The following is a 21,047-nucleotide window of genomic DNA, read 5'->3' on the forward strand; positions in this document are numbered from 1 at the left end:
CTGACGGCGTGGGCCCAGCACTATGAAAAGTGCAGGGTGACGTTTTGGTTACTTTTGGCGCTTGTAGAACGGCAGCGCTACTACTTCGAAGGGTTCTGCCTTGCCGCGGAGGTCGATGTCCAGGGCGGTGCCGGGTGCTGAGTGTTCGACGTCGACATAGGCCAGGGCGATCGGGTAACCCAGAGTGGGGCTCGGCTGGCCGGAGGTCACCTCACCAACGACTTTTCCGTCCTTGAGGACCGGGTAGTAGCTGCGTCCGGCGCGGCGGCCGAGGCCCTTGAGGCCCACCAGCTTGCGGCCGGAGGTGGAGCCGGCGCCCAACGCCTTGAGCTCCGCCAGCACGGCCTTGCCGATGAAGTCCGACTCCTTCGTGAGCGAAACAACCGGGCCCAGGCCTGCCGCATACGGGTTGACCTCGCGGGAAAGCTCGTTGCCGTAGAGGGGCATGCCGGCTTCCAGGCGGAGCGAGTCGCGGCATGCCAGCCCGGCGGGGATGAGGCCGTGGCCCGCGCCAACTTCGAGCAGGGCGTCCCACAGGCCAGCGGCGTCCTCGTTTGGGATGTAGACCTCGAAGCCGTCCTCGCCGGTGTACCCGGTGCGGGCGAGCAGCAGTTCCTGGACAGTGCCGTTGACGGTAATCCCTACTTCAACGGCCGCGTAGTACTTGAGTCCGGTCACTAGGGAGTGCTGTTCAGCCGGGATGAGCTGGAGCAGGATGGCCTCGGCGTTCGGTCCCTGCACAGCGATCAGGGACGTCTCGGCGGAGACATCGTTCACGGTCACGTCGAAGGAGGCAGCCCGCTCGGCCAGTGCGGCCGCAACTACCGCAGCGTTGCCGGCGTTGGGGACCACCAAGTATTTGGCTGTCCCATCCGCAGCCGCGGGAAGGCGGTAGGTGATGAGGTCGTCGATGATGCCGCCGTCTTCCTGGCAGATCAGCGAGTATTTCGCCTTGCCCACCGCCACCGCGGACAGCTTGCCGGCCAAGGCGTAGTCCAGGAAAGCGCCGGCGTCCGGGCCGGTGACCCAGACTTCGCCCATGTGGGAGAGGTCGAACAGGCCGGCGCTCTGGCGCACCGCGTGGTGCTCGGCCAGTTCGGAGCTGTACTTCAGGGGCATCTGCCAGCCGCCGAAGTCGGTGAACGAGGCGCCGGCAATTTTGTGCTGCTCATACAGCGCTGTGTAGTTCTCAAGCGCGGTGTAATTCTCAGTCATTGCTGATCCTTAGTTCTCGAACTCGGAAAGTGGCGGGCAGGAGCAGACCAGGTTGCGGTCCCCTGCCGCGCCGTCAATACGGCCCACGGGCGGGAAGTACTTGTCCTGCCGCAGCGAAGACACGGGGAAGGCGGCCTGCTCACGCGGGTAGGAACGGTTCCAGTCAGACGAGACGACGGCGGCTGCCGTGTGGGGTGCGTTGCGCAGCGGGGACTTCTCCACGGAGAAGTCGCCATTGGCCACCTGGTCGATTTCCTGGCGGATGGTGATCATGGCTTCAATGAAGCGGTCGATCTCCGCGAGGTCCTCGGACTCCGTGGGCTCCACCATCAGCGTGCCCGCCACCGGGAAGGACAGTGTGGGGGCGTGGAAGCCGAAGTCGATGAGGCGCTTGGCCACATCCTCGGCGGTGATGCCGGTCCTGGCCGTCAGGTCGCGCAGGTCAAGGATGCACTCGTGCGCCACCAGGCCGCTCTCCCCCGTGTAAAGAACCGGGAAGTGCTCATCGAGCCGCGCGGCAACGTAGTTCGCAGCCAGCAGCGCGGACTTGGTGGCTTCGGTCAGGCCCTGGCCGCCCATCAGCTTCACATACGCCCAGGAAATCGGCAGCACGCCGGCCGAACCGAAGCGCGAAGCGGAAATCGCCACCCCGTGACCGGCTTCGTGGGCGGCCTTGTTGGCGTCACCCGGCATAAACGGCGCGAGGTGCGCCTTGGCAGCAACAGGTCCGACGCCGGGTCCGCCGCCGCCGTGCGGGATGCAGAAGGTCTTGTGCAGGTTCAGGTGCGAAACGTCGCCGCCGAACTTGCCCGGCTGCGCCAAGCCCACCAAAGCGTTGAGGTTCGCGCCGTCAACGTACACCTGGCCGCCGGCGGCGTGGACGGCATCGCACACCTCGCGCACATCCGAGTCGTACACCCCGTGCGTTGACGGGTAGGTGATCATGATGGCCGAGAGGACGTCCTTGTGGGCCTCGATCTTGGCCTGCAGGTCGGCGTGGTCGATGGTGCCGTCAGCGGCGGTGGCCACAACTACAACCTTCATGCCGGCGAGGACGGCGGAGGCGGCGTTGGTGCCATGCGCCGAAGCAGGAATGAGGCAGACGTTGCGCTGCTGGTCGCCGCGGGAGTGGTGGTAGCCGCGGATCGCCAGCAGGCCGGCAAGCTCGCCCTGGGAACCGGCGTTGGGCTGGATGGACACCTGGTCGTACCCGGTTATCTCCGCGAGATCAGCTTCCAGGCCGGCAATGAGTTCGCGCCAACCGGCTGTCTGGGAATCCGGAGCAAAGGGGTGGATCGAGGCGAACTCGGGCCAGGAGATGGCTTCCATCTCGGCCGTGGCGTTCAGCTTCATGGTGCAGGAACCCAGCGGGATCATGGTGCGGTCCAGCGCCAGGTCCCGGTCCGAGAGGCGGCGGATGTAGCGCAGCAGCTGGGTCTCGGAGCGGTGGGTGTTGAACACCGGGTGCTGCAGGTAGGTGGAGGTGCGCAGCACCGACGCGGGCAGCTCGAAGCCGGAAGCTTCCACAACGGGACCGGCACCAAAGGCGACGACAACCGCCGAGAGGACCTCCGGCGTCGTGGTCTCATCGACTGACACGCCAACTGTGTCCGCATCGATGAGGCGCAGGTTGATGCCGCGGGCTTCGGCTGCAGTGATCACCTTGGCAGCCTTGCCGGGCACGCGGACGGTGAGGGTGTCGAAGAAGGTGTCGGATACCAGTTCACGGCCGGCGATCTTCAGCGTGGTGGCCAGGGCGCGGGTGTTGTTGTGGACGGTCTCGGCGATCGCCTTAAGGCCGTCGGGACCGTGGTACACGGCATAGAAAGACGAGACGATGGCGAGCAGTGCCTGTGCGGTGCAGATGTTGGAGGTGGCCTTCTCGCGGCGGATGTGCTGCTCGCGGGTCTGCAGGGCCAGGCGGTAGGCGGGGACACCGGCGTCGTCCTTGGAAACGCCCACGATGCGGCCGGGAAGGGTGCGTTCCATGCCCTGGCGGACGGCCATGTACGCGGCGTGCGGTCCCCCAAAGAACAACGGCACGCCAAAGCGCTGGGTGGAGCCGACGGCGATGTCCGCGCCCTGCTCGCCCGGCGGAGTGATGAGGGTGAGGGCCAGGAGGTCGGCGGCGACGGTGACCAGGGCGCCGCGGTCCTTGGCCTCCGCGATGACGGCGGACTGGTCCCAGACCCGGCCGGAGACGCCGGGCTGCTGGAGAACGACGCCGTTGATGTCGCCGTCGGGCAGTCCGTTGGTGAGGTCGGCGATCTCCACCTCGAAGCCGAGGGCCTCCGCGCGGCCCAGCACGATGGCGATGGTCTGCGGGAGGAGGTCGGCGTCGAGGACGGTCTTGCCGTCCTTGGAAGTCTTGGATTTGTTGGCGCGGCGCATCAGCAGCACGGCTTCGGCGACGGCGGTGGCTTCGTCCAGGAGAGAGGCGTTGGCCACCGGGAGGGCAGTGAGATCCTGGACCATGGTCTGGAAGTTCAGGAGTGCCTCGAGCCGGCCCTGGGAAATTTCCGGCTGGTACGGGGTGTAGGCGGTGTACCAGGCGGGGGCTTCAAGGATGTTGCGGCGGATCACCGGCGGGGTCACGGTGTCGTAGTAGCCCTGGCCGATCATCTGAACGGCCATCTTGTTTTTGCCGGCAAGCTTGCGGAGCTCGGCGAGGACCTCGACTTCGCTGAGGGCACTCTCGAGGGTGAGGGGCTTGTCCTGGCGGATGGAATCGGGGACCGCACTGTCGACGAGGCCATCGACACTGTCGTAGCCGACGGCCTTGAGCATGGTGTCGATGTCGGACTGGCGGCGCGCGCCGATATGGCGGTCTGCGAAGGTGGTGGGGGACGACGGAACCGTCATGAGAGGAACTCCATAATTCAGGTGGTGCCGAGACACCACGTTGATTCGGGTTCCTCCCCGCTCTGTATTGGACCTGAGAGTTTTGCGTTGCCCTGCTGTTCAGCGGGGCGCCACTTGCACCGTCGGTGAGCCCGGTTGCCCGGACTGCTTTCCAGAGTTGCCTTGCCGCGGCGGTACGTGGGCCTGAGAGATTCCTGGGGAGGATTTGCTCCTACGGCGCCTGCTGAACGTACCGGCAGGACTCTCCCGCCGCAGATCATAAGCACGTGCCACTGGTGGGTGACACGGCTCACACCATACCGGGTTGCTGGGCGGGATGCAAAACGGGGGGCATTTTCAGGCGGGCTTACGACGGCGGGAGGTGCCGGCGTCGCGCACTCACCGAACTGCGGGTCAGGGCTTCCTGGGGCCGGCTTTTGTGCCGATCCGGTACCCGGCCCAGAATGCCAGGACGAGCAAACCGACGACGGCGATTGCCAGGCCTGCCTGCGCCCCTGGCGTAACGAAGGCCAAGCCGCTTCCGCTGAAGGGCTCGTTGCTCAGCGGCGCGTAGGCGAACCAGCCAAAGCTGACATTTTGGCTGTTGCTCCACGCGACGAAGCACCCCACCAGCACTACGGCGAGGGCCGCTATCGGCAGGACAGCTCCGCGGAAGCGGGCAGGTCTTGGCGTTTTGGCTGCGTCAGGTGTGGTGTTTTCCCCCATGCAGGCGAGTCTAGTGGTGCAGCTGATCGTTACCCCGCCCCCTCCCGGGAACAAGCGCGCACACCATGCCGTTGGGATACCTACGAGCGGCATTGCGGCGGAACCCAACAGAACGGAACCACATGGTCAGGGCTATCTGGAACGGAAAAGTCATCGCCGAATCCACCGATACCGTGGTGGTGGAGGGCAACCATTACTTCCCGCGGGATGCAGTGAATGCGGGCTACCTCAGGGACAGTGACCTCTATTCGGTCTGCCCCTGGAAGGGTAAGGCCGGCTACCACTCGCTGGAAGTGGACGGAAAGCTGAATGTGGACGCGGCCTGGTACTACCCGGAGCCCAAGGCACGCGCCAAGCAGATCGAGGACCGCATCGCGTTCTGGCGCGGTGTGACCATCGAGGCGTAGCAGCGGAAAGCAACGGGCGACGGCGGGACTTCCCGCCGCCGCCCGTTGCTTTTGCCAGGGCCCTCCATCGCGCCCTGCTCACCGCTGCTGCTAAGCGGCCAATGGCATATCGAATAGCTGCTCGGCCAGCCTGATGAGGTGGCGGGGAGCGTCGGTCTCTTCGCCGAGGTTTGTGTGGCCCAGAAACATGGCGGTTCCGTGGATGGTCTCATCGAAATCGATGCCCGCTTCACGGATGAGGACTTCGGCGCGAAGGTTCTCGGCGTACCTGATCCCCTCACTGTCCAGGTAGGCATGCCAGTCGGTGCTGGCGATGCGGCCTACCTCCCCTGCGACCACCCGCTGTAGTGCTGGAAGGTCCAGCTCAACGGTTCTGATGTGGACAGCGTGGGCAAGGCGGGCAGGGACCACTAAGGCCTTGACGGAAGTGTTCATGCTGGTGTCCTTGTTGCTGAAAAGCGAGGTCTAGGCGCCGCGGGGTGGCGCGGGCAGCCGACTGGGCTAGGAGTCCCGCTTCGGCTGCCCGCTGGCATGTTTAGCGCTGGTTTTTGCGCGGCTTTACGAAGTTAATTCCGCTGTTTTCGTTTTTGGCTCTTTTGTCGGCCCTTTTTTCGAGGATCGACTTGCCGGCTTTTTTAGCGGCGCTGCTTTTCGGGGATTTTCCTGACATCGGAATCACGCCTTTCTATGCTTTGCGTTACCCGATACCATACCTACTTTTATTTTTTATGCCAGTCCTCAAAAAACCTGGTCCAGCGGCGATTTGGCAGCCTCGAAGCGAGGCCAAGGAGTTTGACGAGTACGGTTATCTCCTTTTGAGCTTCATGACAGAAGAGCCTCTATTGGTCTTCTTCTGTCAACGATCGCAAGAAAGGCTGGAAAAGCAGCAAATTTGCACTGTCGCTTTTTCATGGCAGCCTTGCCAATTACGTTCCGGCGACAGCCCAGGCAGGCTCAAAGATTTGCCGCTTCTTCCTCAGCCAGCCTGACCATGCGAAGCTCGTCCTCGACCGCGCGCGACGGCCAATAGTCTTTCGACAGCTCGCTTGCCCGGATTCTGTCTGCCTCCGGGAAGAGCTTCGGGAGCAGTCCGGACGCCTGAAGCAGTGCGATCAGCACGATGGTCCTGGCATCGGATGCCTTGGGAACGGGCTTGGCGCCGGGCAGGTTGGGGCCAGGCGCCACCGACGCGGTTGCCCCGCCATCCGTGGTCCCCGCACCAGTTGCCCTGTCCCCGGTTGGCGTGGTATCCGGCACCTCGAGGTTGGACGGTGCACCGCTGAGCGCGGCCTCGATCCTCTTCAGCAGCGCCGCCTCGGGAGCATGGTCCTTCTCCGGGAACCGCACGGCCCGGAACCGGCCCAGGTGCTTTTCACCGACATGCTCCACGATGCCCAGCGACACCAGCCCGTCGTAGACACGCAGCACTTCGGCGCGGCTCTCCAGCACCGACACCCACCACTTGGGAGTGTGGGGCCGGGATTTGCTGCGGATGAGTTCCAGCTCGTGCTGGTAGTCCGTTACCGGGGCCGTGCCCGTGGCCCTGACGCGCTTCCCCTGCAGCTCGATCGCGCCGAGCAGGTCCAGCTCGGCCAATATTGCCCCTGCCACCGTTGTCCTAAGTGCGAACAGCGGCACTTCAGGTTTGCCGTTCTGGTCGTTTGTGGCCAAAAGCAGGAAGGCTTGGGGAAGGGTCAGGTCCAGCGGTCGGGTTGTTTCAGCATCCATAGCATCATGGTGGACCCGTTGGGCAGTCACCACAATGAGGATTTGCAGGCACGGGTGTAACCTTCAACGCCCAGGTGGTGCGCCGGCTGATGATATTAGCTCCTTACGACTGCACGCGGATCGGAAGGCAACTATCCGGGCAGGACCACCGTCGTCTCGATTTCGATGAGCAGGCCGTCGATTGCGAGGCCTGTGACGCCCAGGATCGTCTGGGCGGGATGTTCCGAAGACCCCTGAACTTCCTCGATAGCTGCGGTGATTATTTCGTACTGCGTGGGCTGCAGGGTGTAGATAGTCCGTCGGTAGACGTCCTCCCACGAAGCCCCGATGCTGTCCAGGGCTGTCTTGATGTTGCGCATGGCAGCCTTTGTCTGCTCACCAAGGTCGTCGCCGCCGACGATGGTGAAGTTGGCATCAAGCGCGACCTGGCCCGACAAAAACGCCAGTTTTGCGGCAGGGGCGGTGACAACGTGCGTGAATCCCGGCGCCGCATGAAGGTCTTTGGGGTTCAACAATTTGCGGTCTGACATTGGAAATCCTTCTTTCCATCAGGTGAGTGAACACAGCTTCTCGAAATTAGCCACAGCGCGTTATTGGGGCGTTACAGGCGATCCCCGGAAGGTTCTGACGCCTTGCCGAGCCCCGGTGATCTCAGCCAAGATCACCGGGTAAAGGTCCCCAGCCCCGTCCTGTTGTAGAAGTCCAAGGCGACGCTGGGTGAGGAGCCGCCGTTTGCCTTTGCAAAAATTGCACCGGCCAAACCGTTGCCGTTCTCTCCGATGCTCTCGAAGCTGAATGTATCGCCGTCGAAATGGGTGAGCGGGAAAGTGGTGGGACTGCCCGCCGGCCCCATTCTCATGGCCAATTTCCCGCCCTTTTCGAAGACCACCAACGGGCCATAGTAGGAGTTGTCATAGGTGCCTGTGTAAGCACTGTTTGGGCTCGCAGGAGACGGGTTGGAGGGAATCTTGGTGTAGTCCACCTCAGGCTTGCCGGCCTCGTCCTGTTGCTTGAAGATGCCAGAGATAAAGGTCAGCCAGTCCACGGTGGGCCGCCCGTGCTGGGCTGTGTCCATAAAGTCAGCGTTGATTGCTTCAGGAATCCCTTGCGGGCGGCCGTTGGTCAGGGCCACAATGGCCAGTTGCTCACCGGGAAGCATCGACACGGCGGTGGCTGCGCCGAGGTTGAATGCCCCTGAGTGTCCCAGCTGGACGCGGGCCTGGTCGTCGTAGGAGACGTTCCAGCCCAGCCCGTAGAAGCGGGAGCGGGCAGCAGGAGCCGACGCCGGACCGGAGAAGGCATGGGGAACGTGGGTTGTTTGGAGGGCAGCGGAATCGATAACCGGCTTGCCCTCGTAGGTGCCGTTGCCCAGCTGCAGCCGGAGCCACTGGGCGAGGTCCCGCACGGATGAACTCGCGCCGCCGGCCGGAGCCTCGGCGTCAGGGTCGCGGCGGTATTTCGCTGCCCACTCCTGGTTGTCGAGCGGCACATGGAGCGTGGCCTTGTTTTTGGCTCCCTCATAGTCTGAGTGGCGGTAACTGGATGCGGACATGCCAAGTTTGCGGAACAGGATCTCCTCGGCCAGATCCTCCCAGGCGGTCTTCATCGCGTCCGCTGCGGCCTGGCCAGCCTCGGTGAAACCGAAATTGCTGTAGTTGTAACTCGCCCGGAAGGTATCGAGTGGCTGCTGGTTGAGGTGACTGAGGATATAGGCACGATCAAACCCGAGGTCTTCCAGCAGATCTCCCGAACTCGTCCGCAGTCCACTGCGGTGAGACATCAGGTCAGCGAAGGTTGCATTCCGCGTGACGTAGTCATCGTTGAACGCGAACCTCTTGTTGTGTTTGACAACGGGGTCCGTCCATTTGACGACCTTTTGTCCCACTACCCCTGCCACCACGGTGGAGGCCAGGGGCTTGGAGACGGACGCCACCTGGAACACAGTGTCAGGAGTGATCTGCTCGGGTTTCCCGACTTCCCGGACCCCGAAGCCTTTGGAGTACAGCACTTCGTCCCGGTACACCACGGCCACGGCCATGCCCGGAAGTCCGGTACTTTCCATGGCGTCCTGGATGAACTCGTCAAGCCTTGCCAGGGCATTGTTCACTTTCGCCCGGTCCAGCAGTGGTTCAACCTGTCCGGGCGGGGCAGGGAGCAGCGATCCTGGTGCCGACGGCGCAGGCTGCGCAGCTGTGCCGGCGGGAGCGGACAGGAGGGGGAAAGTGGCTGCACCGGCCATCCCAATTCCGGCCGTCTTCAGCAGCGTACGTCGGTTCGGGAAAAGGGAACCATTATTCATGTCGAATCCTTGATCCTCAGGCGGTGGGCGATTCAGTAGGCCCCAGCCGTCCCGACAGCCTTAATACTGGACCCCGCACTACAAGTCAGGCAATGGAAACGGCGGAAGTTGGGTAGGCCTTGGCACCGTGCCGACCAGCGGGCATAAGCTGATATCAACAGCTCCCTTCCAGCATCCGGGAGGTCATCGTGGCCGCTGAAACCGCCGACGTGGTGGGTCATGACGTCACCACTATCACCTGCGTTTGCGGCAACACCGTCAGCCAGGACGGTTTGATTCAGGCGAATTCAGAGGGCATGCCTGTTTATGCGGAATCCCCTGTCCCCAAAGGCCTGGCTGCCTGGCCAGAGGACGAGGACCTTCATACCCTGTGCCCCAGGTGTGGCCGGGTATACCGTGATGCCGTCATTGAGGAGACAGGGACCGCGCCCGTCGCCTTCCGGGTGGATGTCGCCACCGGCCCCATCGCAGAGGCAATCCAGGTCCACTGGGACCTCAGCCCGTAAGGGCAGGCGACAAGACCCACAGCAAAGGGAAGCGGCCGACGGCGGGAAGCTCCCGCCGTCGTCCGGTTCCGCTGGGCAGCGAGCACTCTCCCCCAAGGCCGCTGGGAGGGGCGAGTGGATTCAGCTGCGGGCAGCGTCTAGCGTGAGTTCCATGGCGTCCGATGCTTCAGCGAATTCCAGCGGCAACCCGCTCCTTGTCCTGGGCAAGATCACATCGATCCTCGACGCGTTCTCACTCGCCAGGCCGGTTCTATCACTGAGTGATATCCGCGAGCACACGGGACTGCCCACGTCGACGGTCCAGCGGCTGGTCACCAACCTGACATCCCAGGGATTCCTTGACCGCGAGGAGGATGCCTACCGCATCGGGATGCGGATGGCCTATTGGGCGGCCCCGGCAACCCGCGGGATGGAAGTTGTGGACATCTTGAGCCCTCTGCTCAAGACCCTGCGCGACACTACAGGCGAAACGACGTGCTTCTTCAAGTCGGAACAGCATTACCGCGTATGTGTGGCTATGGCGGAAACCCGGCATGCCCTTCGACGCGAAATGCACCTGGGCAAAGTCGCACCGCTTCATGCCGGTTCGGCCGGGCGCGTTTTGTTGGCCTGGGATCCGGAGTTGATGGACGCAGTCCTCCGTGATCCTCTGACCCAGATCACGGAGTCCACCATCACCACCTCTGAGGAGCTCGCTGTTGCCGTCAAGCAGACCCGCAGGGATGGGTTTGCCATTACGGTGGGCGAGCGTGAAGACGGGGCTTCGGGTCTTTCAGCCCCGGTCTTTGACTCCGCGGCGGCTTTGGTAGGCGCTGTCACCATCAGCGGTCCCACCCTGCGGATGCCCCTGGAAATCTGCGAAGCGTGGGTGGAGCCCCTGCTCACCACGGCGGAGCACATGACACGACTGATCGGCGGCCGGTTTCCTGGCGAATCCTAAGTCCCGCCAGGAAATTAAGGGGCTCTACCGCGCCGCGATAGCCTTTCCGGCCGCCCGCATTGCAGCAGCATCGGTGGCTACGAGGATTTCGGCGAAGTTCTGCGCGTAGTGTCCCAAATCGTCAGCTACGGATCCTACAACGGCAACTAAGGGAATCGGGCGGCCGGTATTCCGCACCCGTTCAAGGATCGCGGAGATGATTTTCCCTTCCCCGGTCTGCGAATCCAGCCGCCCCTCCCCCACCACTACGGCGGTGGCCGTTTCCAGGTATCCATCAAAGCCGGCAGCGTCCAGCACAGCGTCCGCCCCGGACATCAAACCGGCGCCAAAGTGGGCCCACAATCCACCCGATAAGCCTCCGGCTGCACCCGTTCGCGGCACGCCCGTCGGGTTGCGCGGATATAACGTGGCCAGCTGCTCCAGCCGTTCTTCCAGCAGCTTGACCACGGCTGAATCTGCTCCCTTTTGGGGTCCGAAGACGCGGGCAGCATCCAGAAAGCTGGTGGTGACGTCGGACAGGACAGTGATACGGGCACCCCGAAGACCGCCCCTTTCGGAAATGGCCTGAACAGCACCGGCTCCGCCGTCGGTAGTGGCAGAACCGCCGGCCGCCACCAGGACGTGCGTGGCGCCGTGGCTGACGGCGGCCGCAATAAGGAGCCCCGTCCCGTACGTGCTGGCCGACATGGCGTCAGCCGGGGTGTTGCGGCCGGCGGTAAGGCCGCTCGCCTGGGCAACCTCGACGACGGCGGTACCGTCGGCAGCCAGCCCCAGGACCGCCTGAAGCGGCTCGCCCCAGGAATTAACGACGTCGACAGTCACCGGCGAGGCTCGCAGGCTTTTGCAGAGCGCATCGAAGGTTCCCTCGCCGCCGTCGGCGACAGGCAGTTCGATAGCCCGGAATCCTCCCTCCTCGATGCCTGCGGCAATGGCAGCGGCAACCTCGGCCGCGGAGTAGGTCCCCTTGAAACTGTCCGGGGCTACAAGAATGGTCATGCCGGCACGAGCTGGTTGACCGGGTGGAGCGGCAGCCGGCCCTCGGCGATGGCGATGGCGTTCAGTGCGCTGAGCCTTGCCATTTCGCTTCGGACCCGCACGGTGGCACTGCCGACGTGCGGCAGCAGCACTGTGTTGGGAAGTTCCGCCAGCCCGGGCGCGAGCTGCGGCTCGTCCTCGAACACGTCCAGCCCGGCACCGGCAATAACCCCTGTGCGGAGGGCCGCCACGAGGGCAACCTCATCCACCACCGGCCCGCGGGCAGTGTTGATGAGGATGGAGTCCGGCTTCATCGCTGCCAGAACATCCGCGTCCACCAGATGCCGGGTCTGGTCATTCAGCGGAACGTGGAGTGACAGGAAGTCGCTCTGCTCCACGAGTCCAGCCCAAGGAACCTGCCGCACCTTGCCGGCGAACTCACCCAGCTCCTCATCGCTGACAGAACGCTCCCCTGGCGGCCGCGGCGAGAAGACCACCTCCATCCCAAATCCAAGGGCACGGCGGGCCGTTGCACGGGCAATCCTTCCGAACCCGGCCAGGCCCAGCACGGTGCCGGAGACGTCTCGGCCCAGCAGGAGTTCCGGTTCCCACCCGAGGAAGTGGCCGTCGCGGACCAGCCGGTCGGCCTCCACCACGCGCCGGGCGGAGCCGAGGATGAGCAGCATGGCGATGTCCGCCGTCGCGTCCGTCAGGACTCCCGGCGTATTGCCCACCAGGATGCCGTGCCGGGTAGCGGCGTCCACGTCGATATTGTTGTAGCCGACGGCGTAGTTGGAGATTCCCCTGACCCGGGCGTCGGCGAGAAGCGGTGCGTCGATGACGTCGCGCAGCTGGGTGAGCACGACGTCGAAATCCCCCGAGGCGCATAGCCTCGCCAGCGCTCGGTAGTCAGGCGGCTCGGGCAGGACCGTGACATGGCCGGCGTCGGACAGGAGTTGCAGCCCAGGTTCCGGGATGGCAGTGGTGACAAGGAAGTGGTGGCCCATCGTCAGTTTCCTCCAGTGGCGCAGTCAGGGGCCGCGGAGTCTGCGGGAAGGACCCATTCGAAGGCTTCGGCGCGGGACCGGGCTCCCTGCGCCGCTTTGGAGCGGTTGGGTTCGCCCAGCTCCGCAAGCAGCTTCTCGGACAGGACCACAAGATCCCCGAATTTCTCCGGAGTGAGCCACTCGGGCCGGGTGGCGAAGAGGATGTCCTCGCTGGAGGTGTTGCCGCTTGCGCCGGGGGCGAAGGGGCAGCCGCCCAGACCGCCGAGTGCGCCGTCCACCATCGCGGCACCGGCATGGATGGCGGCGAGGGTGTTGGCTACTCCCAGGCCCCACGTGTCATGGCCGTGATAGACAATCCTCCGGGCCGGAGACTCATCCCGGACCCGTGCGATCAGTCCGGAGACCTGAGCCGGGATGGCCTGGCCCAGGGTGTCGCAGAGGACGATGTCCGTGGTGCCCTCGGCGCGGGGATCGTTGGCGATGGACAGGATCCGTTCCTCCGGAACGTAGCCTTCGAACGGGCAGGTGAAGGACGTGGCGATGCAGAGCTGGATCTGCCCGTTGACGGCCTTGGTGTATTCGATCGCCTGCGGCAGGGCTGCGAGGCTTTCTTCGGTGGTGCGGCCGATGTTCGCCTTGTTGTGCGAGTCCGATGCCGAGAGGCAGTACTGGAAGTTCCGCGCTCCGGCCGCTGAAGCCTTTGCGACGTGGCCCGGGGTTGCAACCCAGATCCAGCATTTTTCCAGTTCCTCGGGCGTGAGGGCCTGAACAACTTCCAGTGTGTTCGCCATGGTGGGGACCAGGTCCGCGCGGGCCATTGATCCGAGTTCGATCGAGGGCACGCCCAGGCGCAGCAGCTCCCGGACCGTTTCCACTTTTCCCCCCGTGGAGAGGAGTTTTCCGGTGAGCTGGAGCCCGTCCCGCAGGGTCACGTCCCGGAGGATGGTGTTGCCCAGCATGGTGGCTAGGCCGTTTTGGTGCTGGTTCATGGCTGGAGTGCCTCCTCGCGGCCGGAGGCCGCACTGATTTCTGCGGGGTCCATGTGGAGGAGTCCGCTGAGGATCTCTTCGGTGTTTTCGCCCAGGTCCGGTCCGAGGTTCCGGATGGGGAGCGACTGGTCGCCGATCACGGGGACGATGCCCGGGAAGCCTACGCCGGGAAGGATCTCTTCGCCGGTGGAAACGTCGAACTTCTGGATCATGTTGCGGGCTTCGTACTGGCTGTCGGTGCTGATGTCCGCGGCCGTGTAGATGGGACCGGCCGGAACACCGGCGGCGTCCAGGGCTGCCAGGGCACCAGCGGCGTCCAGCCCTGCCGTCCACTTTCCAATGGCCTGGTCGAGCTCTTCACGCCGTTCCCACCGGCCGGCGTTGGTCTGCAGGGCCGGGTCGGCTGCAAGGTCTGGCCGTCCGATGGTGTCCATGTACCGCTGGTAAATCGAGTCTCCGTTGCCGGCTACTACAATGCTGGCGCCGTCCTTGCAAACATAGGCGTTGGAGGGCGCGATTCCGTCCATCCGGCCGCCCACGCGCTGGCGGTCAACGCCGTAGGCCTGGTAGTCGGGAATCAGGGATTCCATCATGGAGAACATGGCCTCGTTCAGGGCGACGTCGATGATCCGCTCGGTGAGCGGTGCGGCGCCAGCCGAGTCCCGGCGTCGTGCTTCCCTTTGGTAGAGGCTCATCATGGAGCCGAAGGCGGCGTACAGGCCCGCGATCGAGTCTCCAATGGACACGCCCACCCGGACGGGTGCCCGGTCCGGGTCGCCCACGAGGTTACGGAACCCGCCATAGGCTTCGGCGACGGCGGCAAAACCGGGCCGCTCGGACAGGGGGCCTGTCTGCCCAAAAGCGGAGATGCGGGTGATGATGAGGTCCGGGTTCGCCTGGTTGAGGACGTCGGGACCCAGGCCCCACCGTTCCAGCGTGCCGGGCCTGAAGTTTTCCAGCAGGATGTCCGACTTGGCGGCGAGCGCCAACACTGCCTGTTTGCCTGCCTCGGTCCGGAGGTCCAGCACCACCGACTTCTTGTTGCGGTTGATGGTCCGGTACAGCATGGAGGTATCGCCCTTGTGGAGGCGCCAGTTGCGCAGCTCGTCGCCGGTTCCGGGGCGCTCAACCTTGATGACTTCAGCACCGAAATCGGCGAGCAGCCGGCCCGCGGTGGGGGCAGCAATGTAGTTGCCTAGTTCGAGGACGCGTACCCCATCCAGGGGCGCGATACGTGTCGGTTTCATGGAGTTCTTCTTTCGTTGGCGCGTTTCTTGGCGGGGGTAATGGGCCCGGTCAGAACAGAAGGCTCATGGGCAGGATCAGGAGAATCGCGACCACGGAGGCCACTGAGACGCCGACGGTCACGGATTTCAGTGCCCCGTACGCTCTGCCCCAGCAGTGACTGCAGGAGCCAGAAGGTGTTGCTGGTGACGTGAACCATGAACAGGGATCCTGCGCCGGCGGCCAATGCCAGGAGCACGGGGTCCAGCCCGATGGCAGGAGCGATCGGTGCCAGCAGTCCGGCCGCGGTGATGGCAGAAAGGGTGACGGAGCCGACGGCGATGTGAAGTACGGCGGCGATGGCCCAGACCACCAGGAGCGGGGCAACCGTGCTGGCGGAGAAGAACCCTCCCAGAATGTCTCCAAGACCTGCTGCGGCGACGGTTGCGGCGAGGGATCCGCCGACGCCGGTAAGGATCAGGATTTGCCCACTTTCCTTGAAGCCAATGGTGATCGCCTCTTCAACGCGTGATTGGCCGATGGCGGAGCGGGTGACGAGGCAAGTGCCGATCAGGCCGATGAGCAGGGCAATGACGGGTTCGCCGAGAAGCTGGAGCCAGGGCAACTCGATCTCCAGGATCTGAAGGATGGCGCCGGCCCCGATCAGGACCAATGAGGTCAGCAGCGGGGCGAAGAGGGCAAGCAGCGGAAATTCCTTCTTGCCCCGCTTAGCGACGGCGACGGTGCTGGGCTGCAGATCCGCAGCTTCCTTGCCCGAGTTCCGCTGTGGCGTATTGGTTGGCTGGTCCGCAGCAGCTTCGTCGTCGTCTTCGCCTTCGCGGTCTTCCTCTGCCACGAAGGTGTGATCTTCGTCCTTCTCTTCGTTCCAGAAACCGCGGCGGAAAAGGAACGTCATGATGGCAATGGAGATGATTATGGTGGGGATCACCAACAGGAGGCCGAACAGCAGCATTTTGCCCAGGGGCACGTTCAGGAGGCCGGCCAGGGCGAGGGATGCGACGCCGGGAACCATGAACACGATGCCGCACTCGAGGGCGATGGCTATGGCCGTTGCCATCCGTGCGGTGCCGAGCTTGCCGATCTTCGGCGCGAGCTTGCGGGCCAGGGGGGCGGAGATGACGAGCAGGACGTCCAGGAAGATCGATTGCAGGACCGTTCCGATGGCCAGGCCCATGGTGTACGGCAGGCGTTTGGGGCCGAACGTGTTTAGCAACAGTTCCACCAGGCGGCGGATGGCTCCGCTTTGATTAAGGATGGAGCCCATCAGCACACCGAAGGCGATCAGCAGGCCTACTTCCACCATGATTTCGCCGAATCCGGAGGTGATGGTTTCAACAGTCTTTTCAACCCCGAGGCCGACAGCGAGGCCCAGGTAAACCGAGCCGATGACCAATGCGATGACAGGGTTGACTCTGAAACGGACGATCAGCACGACGGCGGCAAGGACTGCCACGGCCGTGTTGATGAGGACGGCTATGTCTGACATGAGGGGAATCCGATCGTTGGGCCTTCCACATTGAAGGCTTGGGAACAGATGGGCATCGTGAGGAGGGCCACATCGCTAAACCCATATTATGGGATGCAGCCCATAATGCAAGACATTTTTTTGCTTTAGGTTTTTCAGCCCGGAGACGGCTGGAATCTTTCGCCTGCTGCAGCCAGCGCGGCTCTGGTTGCTGTCCTGACCGGCCGCTATGCTGAGCGAGCTATCCCAAGGGGATGGATGGGGGCACAAGGGGGCGCTGGTGGAATCAGGTTTCGGCAAGGACACTTCGGGCAGGTTCGGCGGCGGGCACGAAGTTCCGGGCGTTCGGCGTTCGCCCAGCGGGCGCATCCCGCAGTGGGCCATTGATGAGGCACTCGGCAAGCTTCAAGATCCTGAGCCCTGGCGTACTGCCCCGGCACCAAGTGCAAAAAAGAGGCGCAGGTATCAAAGGATCAAGCCCGCGCACACCCGCAGGTGGAAGTCCCGGTCGGCCACGGTGCTGGCCCTGGCGCTCGTCGTCGGGCTCTACTTCACACCCACTCTCTTCGACCGGTTCGTTTTGTCGGCGGCACTGCCACACCTCCCCGGCTCCGAGGTCCCTCCACCGGGGTTTGAAGCCGCTTCGTCTCCCCTTGGCGTCCCGCCTGCCACTACCGGATCCACCGCATATGTCCTGCAGGAATCTCCCGATCCGGACCAGCCTTTTGTTGCCTACGACCCCTGCCGCCCGATTCACTACGTGGTCCGGCCGGACTTAGCGCCACCCGGCACTGATCAGCTCATCCGGGAATCCGTAGCCGCGGTGTCCGCTGCCACCGGACTGCAGTTCGTGTATGACGGCCCCACACCCGAAGCGCCAGCAAAGGACCGCGAGGCGTACCAGCCCGGTCTGTACGGCAAAAAGTGGGCGCCGATCCTGATTGCATGGTCCACGCCGGAGGAAGCACCGGATTTGGCGGGAAGGGTTGCAGGAACAGGCGGCAGTACCTCAATCCAGGTTCAGGGCGAGCCCCATGTGTATGTCTCCGGTCAGGTTCTTCTCGATGCGCCGGGCCTGGCAGAAACGCTGGCCTTTCCTGATGGGCCGGCTTTGGTCCGGGCCGTCATCATGCACGAGTTGGCTCATGTGGTGGGGCTGGACCACGTGAACGACCCCACGCAGCTGATGTTCGAAGAGAACAGCGGGCAACTGGACTTCGGCACCGGCGACCGCGCGGGGCTTGCGTTGTTGGGGACCGGCGAATGCGTACCGCGCATATGACCGAAAGCGGACGACGGCGGGAGGTTCCCGCCGTCGTCCGCTTCCCCTTTGGTCCCTAAGAACTGAAGGGGACCTTCTCCCAGCTCAGAACGTCCCCGGCTGCGCTGTTGCCGGCCACCGTGAACCGGACGTAGTTGGTGGCGTTGGCGGAACCGTCCACGGTGATCCGCTGCAGGTCGTCCGCGGCGGGCTGGCCGTAGATGTTCAGCCAGGGTGAGCCCGCGGCCAGCGGCTGGTTCTCGGCGAAGACGTGACTGTCGCCGTTGATGAGGTAGACCGGGCGGTCGAAGCTGTTGGTCTCCTGGACGATGGCCTGCACAATTTCGCGGAACCCGGAGAGGATTTCCGGGTTGGCGGTGGCGGCGTTGAGCAGCGACGGATCGAACATGTCGGCCTGCGTCATCAGCACCACGGCACGGTCGTTGCGGCGTTCGGCCTCCGCGAAGGTGTCGCGGATCTGGTTCAGGACTGCGTCCGTCCGGTGCTCAACTTCGGCCAACTGCTCGGGGGTGGCGGTAGTTTCGCCCAACCCGCTCCACGGCTGCAGCTAGTTGTTGCTGCCCTGGATGTTCAGCACGGAGAAAGCCACGCGGTTCTGGTTGAAGCGGACGTTCTCGGGCAACCCATGGTTTTCCTGGCTCTTCACCGGCATGGTGGCGCCAAGAGTCTTGCCGGGCTCGTTGAAGAAGACTTCCCGCAGCTTGTCCTGGCGCTCCAGCGGGTTGTACGCGCCATTGTTGGTGCGGTGGCAGTCCACCCACTCGTTGTCACCGGGGGTGAAGACCAGCGGGTGCTCGAAGGTATCGAACTGCGTACGGATGTTTGTGAAGTACTCGTCCGAGCAGACCGAGGAGCCGTTCTTGATGTCGCCCACGTGGGTGACGAACTTCAGTTCCTTGTCGGCGTTGATGTCCTGGATGCGGGCCGGGAACTTGGCGATTTCGGCGTCGCCGTAAGGGATGTCGCCGATAACGCCGAAAGTGAAGGCATCACTGGTGGTGTCAGCGGCCGTAGCGGGCTGGGACGCAAGGAGGCCGAGCGCCAGGACGGCTGCCGCCGTCGTGGTTTTCAAGGTCTTTGAAGGCATGGGGTGGTCCTGATTCTGAGGGTGAGGGATTAGGACGCGCGGGCAGTGAGGAACTGCTGCAGGCCTGTGAGGTCATCTGTATTGATGTGGTCTACGCCGGCGTCGAAGAGTTCGTTCCAGACGGCGTCGCGGGCAGCACCAGGCACGTCGGGGGTAGCCCAGAAGCGGACGCGGTAGCCGTTTGCGTGGGCCTCCGCAACGTAGGCGTGCAGCTTGGCGCGCTCAGCCTCGGGCATCGGGCCGACCCCCTGCCAGGTGAAGAGCCTGGTCCAGTTGTCGCTGACCAGTGGCATCAGCTCAGCGGGCTTGCCAGCGCTGAGGTCTGCGGAGCGGCCGTCGTAGAAGCTGAATCGCTTTTCTTGCGCCTGCATGGTGGCGAGCGGGCGGTTGCCGCTGATGACGGCCGTGACCGGGCCGGTTTTGGTAGTGCCGTTGGTGTAGCGGCTCATGATGTCGCGGTGCTCGGCGAGTTCCTGCTCGATGGCCGCGTAAGTGGCCTCGCCTTCGCTCTTGATGTCGATCAGGAGCTGCAGGCTGCCATCCCAGTGCGGGTAGACGCTGTGGCCCTGCTGGCTCCGGACGAGGTTCTGCAGCGGGTCGAGGTAGAGGCTTTCGAGCGTGACACCAGGCTGGACGTCCTCCAGGTCGTGAGCCACCAGCAGCTCCCCGTCCACCAGCCACACATCCGCTTCCACGCTGGTGAAGCCGTGCTCCAGCGCGTCGAACAGGGGGCGGTCATGCTCATAGTCATTGTGCGCATGCGCCTGGGCCAGCGGCTGGCCGACGACGACGGGAGCGGGCTTGGCTGCCTCGGCCTGAGCCGGTACCGCGGCAGTTCCGGCCAGGGAGGCAAGAACGGCGACGGCGGCAAGGGTGCTTTTCACGAACACGGAGTACTCCTGGTACCTCGGGGATATCCGCCGGCTATGGGGTGTGCCGGACAAATGGGGGCGTGAAAAGACTGCTGGCCGCGGGAGAACGGTTCGGGGCCAGCGGGTTGCTGGAGGGTGAACGGGGCGGGGCCAATGCCCACAGTTTGCGGTATGGCCAGCAAAAGACAAGGGAGCGGACGACGGCGGGAGGTCCCGCCGTCATCTGCTCCCTTTGGTGCCAAACGGGTTAAGGAGTGCGCTAACCAGGTATTTGGCGCGCGCTGCCTTGCCTGATGTTAGAGCTGTGTCCGGAAGAAGTCCGTGAGCTTGCTGAAGGGGATGAGGCCCACGCGGTCGTAGAGGTCCACATGGCCGGCTCCCGGGACCCAGAAGAGTTCCTTGGGCCCGGTGGCGAGCCGGTACGCCTCTTCGCTGAACTCCCTCGAGTGTGCCTGGTCGCCGGTGATGAATAGAAGCGGCCTTGGCGCGATCAGCTCGAGGTCGTTAAACGGGTGGAAGTTCATGAACTTGGTGTTGGTGGCCAGGGCCGGATGTGTGGTGGTGTTCGGGTGGTATCCGCGGGCCGTGCGGTAGAAGTCGTAAAACTCCCGGTCCACCTCGGTCGATTCCGCCGTGAGCACTTCCGGTGTCCCTCCCGTGTACTGGACAGCTCCGCCGGCGAACTCGACGTCACGCTGGGCGGCAGCCTGAGCGATGATGGCCCTGCGCTGCTCCAAAGTCACGGACTTCCGCAGCCCGTCCCGGTTGGCGGCACCCATGTCGTACATGCTCACCGTGGCGATGGCTTTGATCCTCGGATCGATCTTGGCCGCACTGATCACGAAGCTGCCGCTGCCGCAGATCCCGATGGCGCCGACGCGTTCCCTATTCACGAAGGGCTGGGTCCGAAGGTAGTCGACGGCGGCGCTGAAGTCCTCGGCGTAAACGTCGGGCAGTACTGAGTTGCCGGGCTTGCCCGCGCTCTCACCCCAGAACGAGAGGTCGAAGGAGAGGGTCACGTATCCCTGCTCGGCCATCTTGGTCGCGTAGAGGTTGGCGCTCTGTTCCTTCACGGCACCCATGGGGTGTCCCACCACCAGTGCCGGATGCGTTGTGCCCCGGTTCAGGTCGCTGGGGATAAACAGGTTACCCACGACCTTCATGTCGTACCTGTTCTTGAACGAAATCTTCCGGACCGTAACCTGGTCGCTGGTGTAGAAGTTGTCCGCCCCGTTCGAGGTATCACCCGGCTCGAGGTCCTTGCGGGAGGTTGGAGTGGCGAAAGCCTGCCGGGCTCCTGCCAGCCCAGCCGCGCTGGAGAGCCCGATGGCCGCCGCGCCGGCGCCCGTCAATTTGATGATGTTCCGGCGTGATACACCCTCAGCCTGGATTCCCTTGTTGTGCCTTGCGTTGCAGTCCGTGCTCATCGTATTCATCCTCGTAGTCGTCGGTTACGTATCTGG

Annotated in this window: 21 protein-coding genes and 2 riboswitches; of the genes, 5 read left to right on the plus strand and 16 right to left on the minus strand. The window is 64.0% G+C overall.

Annotated features, from left to right (window positions below):
* Positions 1–48 precede the first annotated feature (48 nt).
* The 3 genes from gcvT to M1D32_RS16405 all read right to left on the minus strand — a co-directional run bounded on the left by gcvT (position 49) and on the right by M1D32_RS16405 (position 4,782).
* Positions 49–1,215, minus strand: a complete 1,167-nt coding sequence (gene gcvT, locus M1D32_RS16395) for a glycine cleavage system aminomethyltransferase GcvT (protein ID WP_458779672.1) — start codon at positions 1,213–1,215, stop codon at positions 49–51.
* Positions 1,216–1,224: 9 nt separating this feature from the next.
* Positions 1,225–4,077 (minus strand): aminomethyl-transferring glycine dehydrogenase, encoded by a 2,853-nt coding sequence (gcvP, locus tag M1D32_RS16400; RefSeq protein WP_458779673.1) that lies wholly within the window; start codon positions 4,075–4,077, stop codon positions 1,225–1,227.
* A 52-nt stretch (positions 4,078–4,129) separates the two neighbouring features.
* A riboswitch (glycine riboswitch) is annotated at positions 4,130–4,237 on the minus strand.
* A gap of 1 nt (position 4,238) precedes the next feature.
* Positions 4,239–4,336, minus strand: a riboswitch (glycine riboswitch).
* A 134-nt stretch (positions 4,337–4,470) separates the two neighbouring features.
* On the minus strand, positions 4,471–4,782 hold the full coding sequence (locus M1D32_RS16405; RefSeq protein ID WP_458779674.1) for a hypothetical protein: 312 nt from the start codon (positions 4,780–4,782) through the stop codon (positions 4,471–4,473).
* A gap of 122 nt (positions 4,783–4,904) precedes the next feature.
* On the opposite strand from M1D32_RS16405, the gene M1D32_RS16410 reads away from it, so the two are divergent.
* Complete coding sequence (locus M1D32_RS16410) at positions 4,905–5,189, plus strand: DUF427 domain-containing protein (RefSeq protein WP_458779675.1); 285 nt, start codon at positions 4,905–4,907, stop codon at positions 5,187–5,189.
* A gap of 90 nt (positions 5,190–5,279) precedes the next feature.
* Here M1D32_RS16410 and M1D32_RS16415 read toward each other — a convergent pair whose 3' ends face one another.
* The gene (locus M1D32_RS16415; protein WP_458779676.1) at positions 5,280–5,624 is read right to left on the minus strand and encodes a DUF3846 domain-containing protein; all 345 of its coding nucleotides are present in this window, start codon (positions 5,622–5,624) and stop codon (positions 5,280–5,282) included.
* A gap of 113 nt (positions 5,625–5,737) precedes the next feature.
* On the opposite strand from M1D32_RS16415, the gene M1D32_RS16420 reads away from it, so the two are divergent.
* Entirely contained in the window at positions 5,738–6,178 is a 441-nt protein-coding gene (locus M1D32_RS16420) for a hypothetical protein (protein WP_458779677.1), read from the plus strand.
* On the opposite strand, the gene M1D32_RS16425 is transcribed toward M1D32_RS16420, so the two are convergent.
* The 3 genes from M1D32_RS16425 to M1D32_RS16435 form a co-directional block, all read right to left on the minus strand.
* A complete protein-coding gene (locus M1D32_RS16425; protein WP_458779678.1) occupies positions 6,144–6,917 on the minus strand; it encodes a GOLPH3/VPS74 family protein in 774 nt (257 codons plus the stop codon). The genes M1D32_RS16420 and M1D32_RS16425 overlap by 35 nt on opposite strands.
* Positions 6,918–7,048: 131 nt before the next feature.
* Positions 7,049–7,447 (minus strand): RidA family protein, encoded by a 399-nt coding sequence (locus tag M1D32_RS16430; RefSeq protein ID WP_458779679.1) that lies wholly within the window; start codon positions 7,445–7,447, stop codon positions 7,049–7,051.
* Positions 7,448–7,578: 131 nt separating this feature from the next.
* On the minus strand, positions 7,579–9,216 hold the full coding sequence (locus tag M1D32_RS16435; protein WP_458779680.1) for a serine hydrolase: 1,638 nt from the start codon (positions 9,214–9,216) through the stop codon (positions 7,579–7,581).
* A 188-nt stretch (positions 9,217–9,404) separates the two neighbouring features.
* Between M1D32_RS16435 and M1D32_RS16440 the strand changes: the two genes are divergently transcribed.
* Both M1D32_RS16440 and M1D32_RS16445 read left to right on the plus strand, forming a co-directional pair.
* Positions 9,405–9,722, plus strand: a complete 318-nt coding sequence (locus M1D32_RS16440; RefSeq protein WP_458779681.1) for a hypothetical protein — start codon at positions 9,405–9,407, stop codon at positions 9,720–9,722.
* Between the two features lie 151 nt (positions 9,723–9,873).
* A complete protein-coding gene (locus tag M1D32_RS16445) occupies positions 9,874–10,662 on the plus strand; it encodes an IclR family transcriptional regulator (RefSeq protein WP_458779682.1) in 789 nt (262 codons plus the stop codon).
* A gap of 24 nt (positions 10,663–10,686) precedes the next feature.
* Here the strand turns inward: M1D32_RS16445 and M1D32_RS16450 are convergent, their stop codons facing one another.
* The 5 genes from M1D32_RS16450 to M1D32_RS16470 are packed head-to-tail and all read right to left on the minus strand — an operon-like array spanning position 10,687 to position 16,364.
* Entirely contained in the window at positions 10,687–11,658 is a 972-nt protein-coding gene (locus M1D32_RS16450; protein ID WP_458779683.1) for a glycerate kinase, read from the minus strand.
* Entirely contained in the window at positions 11,655–12,644 is a 990-nt protein-coding gene (locus M1D32_RS16455; RefSeq protein ID WP_458779684.1) for a 2-hydroxyacid dehydrogenase, read from the minus strand. Before M1D32_RS16455 ends, M1D32_RS16450 begins: the two co-directional genes overlap by 4 nt.
* A 2-nt stretch (positions 12,645–12,646) precedes the next feature.
* Entirely contained in the window at positions 12,647–13,633 is a 987-nt protein-coding gene (locus tag M1D32_RS16460) for a beta/alpha barrel domain-containing protein (protein ID WP_458779685.1), read from the minus strand.
* Positions 13,630–14,880: a CaiB/BaiF CoA transferase family protein gene (locus tag M1D32_RS16465; RefSeq protein ID WP_458779686.1), complete on the minus strand. Its 1,251-nt coding sequence runs from the start codon at positions 14,878–14,880 to the stop codon at positions 13,630–13,632. The genes M1D32_RS16460 and M1D32_RS16465 overlap by 4 nt, the downstream gene beginning before the upstream one ends.
* Positions 14,877–16,364 (minus strand): GntP family permease, encoded by a 1,488-nt coding sequence (locus M1D32_RS16470; protein WP_458779687.1) that lies wholly within the window; start codon positions 16,362–16,364, stop codon positions 14,877–14,879. The genes M1D32_RS16465 and M1D32_RS16470 overlap by 4 nt, the downstream gene beginning before the upstream one ends.
* A 259-nt stretch (positions 16,365–16,623) precedes the next feature.
* Between M1D32_RS16470 and M1D32_RS16475 the strand changes: the two genes are divergently transcribed.
* A complete protein-coding gene (locus M1D32_RS16475) occupies positions 16,624–17,625 on the plus strand; it encodes a zinc metalloprotease (RefSeq protein WP_458779688.1) in 1,002 nt (333 codons plus the stop codon).
* Positions 17,626–17,680: 55 nt separating this feature from the next.
* Here M1D32_RS16475 and M1D32_RS16480 read toward each other — a convergent pair whose 3' ends face one another.
* The 4 genes from M1D32_RS16480 to M1D32_RS16495 all read right to left on the minus strand — a co-directional run bounded on the left by M1D32_RS16480 (position 17,681) and on the right by M1D32_RS16495 (position 21,011).
* Positions 17,681–18,154, minus strand: a complete 474-nt coding sequence (locus tag M1D32_RS16480) for a hypothetical protein (protein ID WP_458779689.1) — start codon at positions 18,152–18,154, stop codon at positions 17,681–17,683.
* Positions 18,155–18,172: 18 nt separating this feature from the next.
* Complete coding sequence (locus M1D32_RS16485; RefSeq protein ID WP_458779690.1) at positions 18,173–18,712, minus strand: metallophosphoesterase; 540 nt, start codon at positions 18,710–18,712, stop codon at positions 18,173–18,175.
* 29 nt (positions 18,713–18,741) lie between these two features.
* Positions 18,742–19,602 (minus strand): phosphatidylinositol-specific phospholipase C/glycerophosphodiester phosphodiesterase family protein, encoded by an 861-nt coding sequence (locus M1D32_RS16490; protein ID WP_458779691.1) that lies wholly within the window; start codon positions 19,600–19,602, stop codon positions 18,742–18,744.
* A gap of 278 nt (positions 19,603–19,880) precedes the next feature.
* Entirely contained in the window at positions 19,881–21,011 is a 1,131-nt protein-coding gene (locus M1D32_RS16495) for an alpha/beta hydrolase (protein WP_458779692.1), read from the minus strand.
* Positions 21,012–21,047: the final 36 nt, after the last annotated feature.

Source organism: Arthrobacter sp. D3-16 (assembly GCF_054408515.1).

Coding starts and splice junctions, on each gene's coding strand:
- gcvT (WP_458779672.1), bottom strand. CDS start 1,215: ATGACTGAGAATTACACCGCGCTTGAGAACTACACAGCGCTGTATGAG.
- gcvP (WP_458779673.1), bottom strand. CDS start 4,077: ATGACGGTTCCGTCGTCCCCCACCACCTTCGCAGACCGCCATATCGGC.
- M1D32_RS16405 (WP_458779674.1), bottom strand. CDS start 4,782: ATGGGGGAAAACACCACACCTGACGCAGCCAAAACGCCAAGACCTGCC.
- M1D32_RS16410 (WP_458779675.1), top strand. CDS start 4,905: ATGGTCAGGGCTATCTGGAACGGAAAAGTCATCGCCGAATCCACCGAT.
- M1D32_RS16415 (WP_458779676.1), bottom strand. CDS start 5,624: ATGAACACTTCCGTCAAGGCCTTAGTGGTCCCTGCCCGCCTTGCCCAC.
- M1D32_RS16425 (WP_458779678.1), bottom strand. CDS start 6,917: ATGGATGCTGAAACAACCCGACCGCTGGACCTGACCCTTCCCCAAGCC.
- M1D32_RS16430 (WP_458779679.1), bottom strand. CDS start 7,447: ATGTCAGACCGCAAATTGTTGAACCCCAAAGACCTTCATGCGGCGCCG.
- M1D32_RS16435 (WP_458779680.1), bottom strand. CDS start 9,216: ATGAATAATGGTTCCCTTTTCCCGAACCGACGTACGCTGCTGAAGACG.
- M1D32_RS16445 (WP_458779682.1), top strand. CDS start 9,874: ATGGCGTCCGATGCTTCAGCGAATTCCAGCGGCAACCCGCTCCTTGTC.
- M1D32_RS16450 (WP_458779683.1), bottom strand. CDS start 11,658: ATGACCATTCTTGTAGCCCCGGACAGTTTCAAGGGGACCTACTCCGCG.
- M1D32_RS16455 (WP_458779684.1), bottom strand. CDS start 12,644: ATGGGCCACCACTTCCTTGTCACCACTGCCATCCCGGAACCTGGGCTG.
- M1D32_RS16460 (WP_458779685.1), bottom strand. CDS start 13,633: ATGAACCAGCACCAAAACGGCCTAGCCACCATGCTGGGCAACACCATC.
- M1D32_RS16465 (WP_458779686.1), bottom strand. CDS start 14,880: ATGAAACCGACACGTATCGCGCCCCTGGATGGGGTACGCGTCCTCGAA.
- M1D32_RS16470 (WP_458779687.1), bottom strand. CDS start 16,364: ATGTCAGACATAGCCGTCCTCATCAACACGGCCGTGGCAGTCCTTGCC.
- M1D32_RS16485 (WP_458779690.1), bottom strand. CDS start 18,712: ATGCCTTCAAAGACCTTGAAAACCACGACGGCGGCAGCCGTCCTGGCG.
- M1D32_RS16495 (WP_458779692.1), bottom strand. CDS start 21,011: ATGAGCACGGACTGCAACGCAAGGCACAACAAGGGAATCCAGGCTGAG.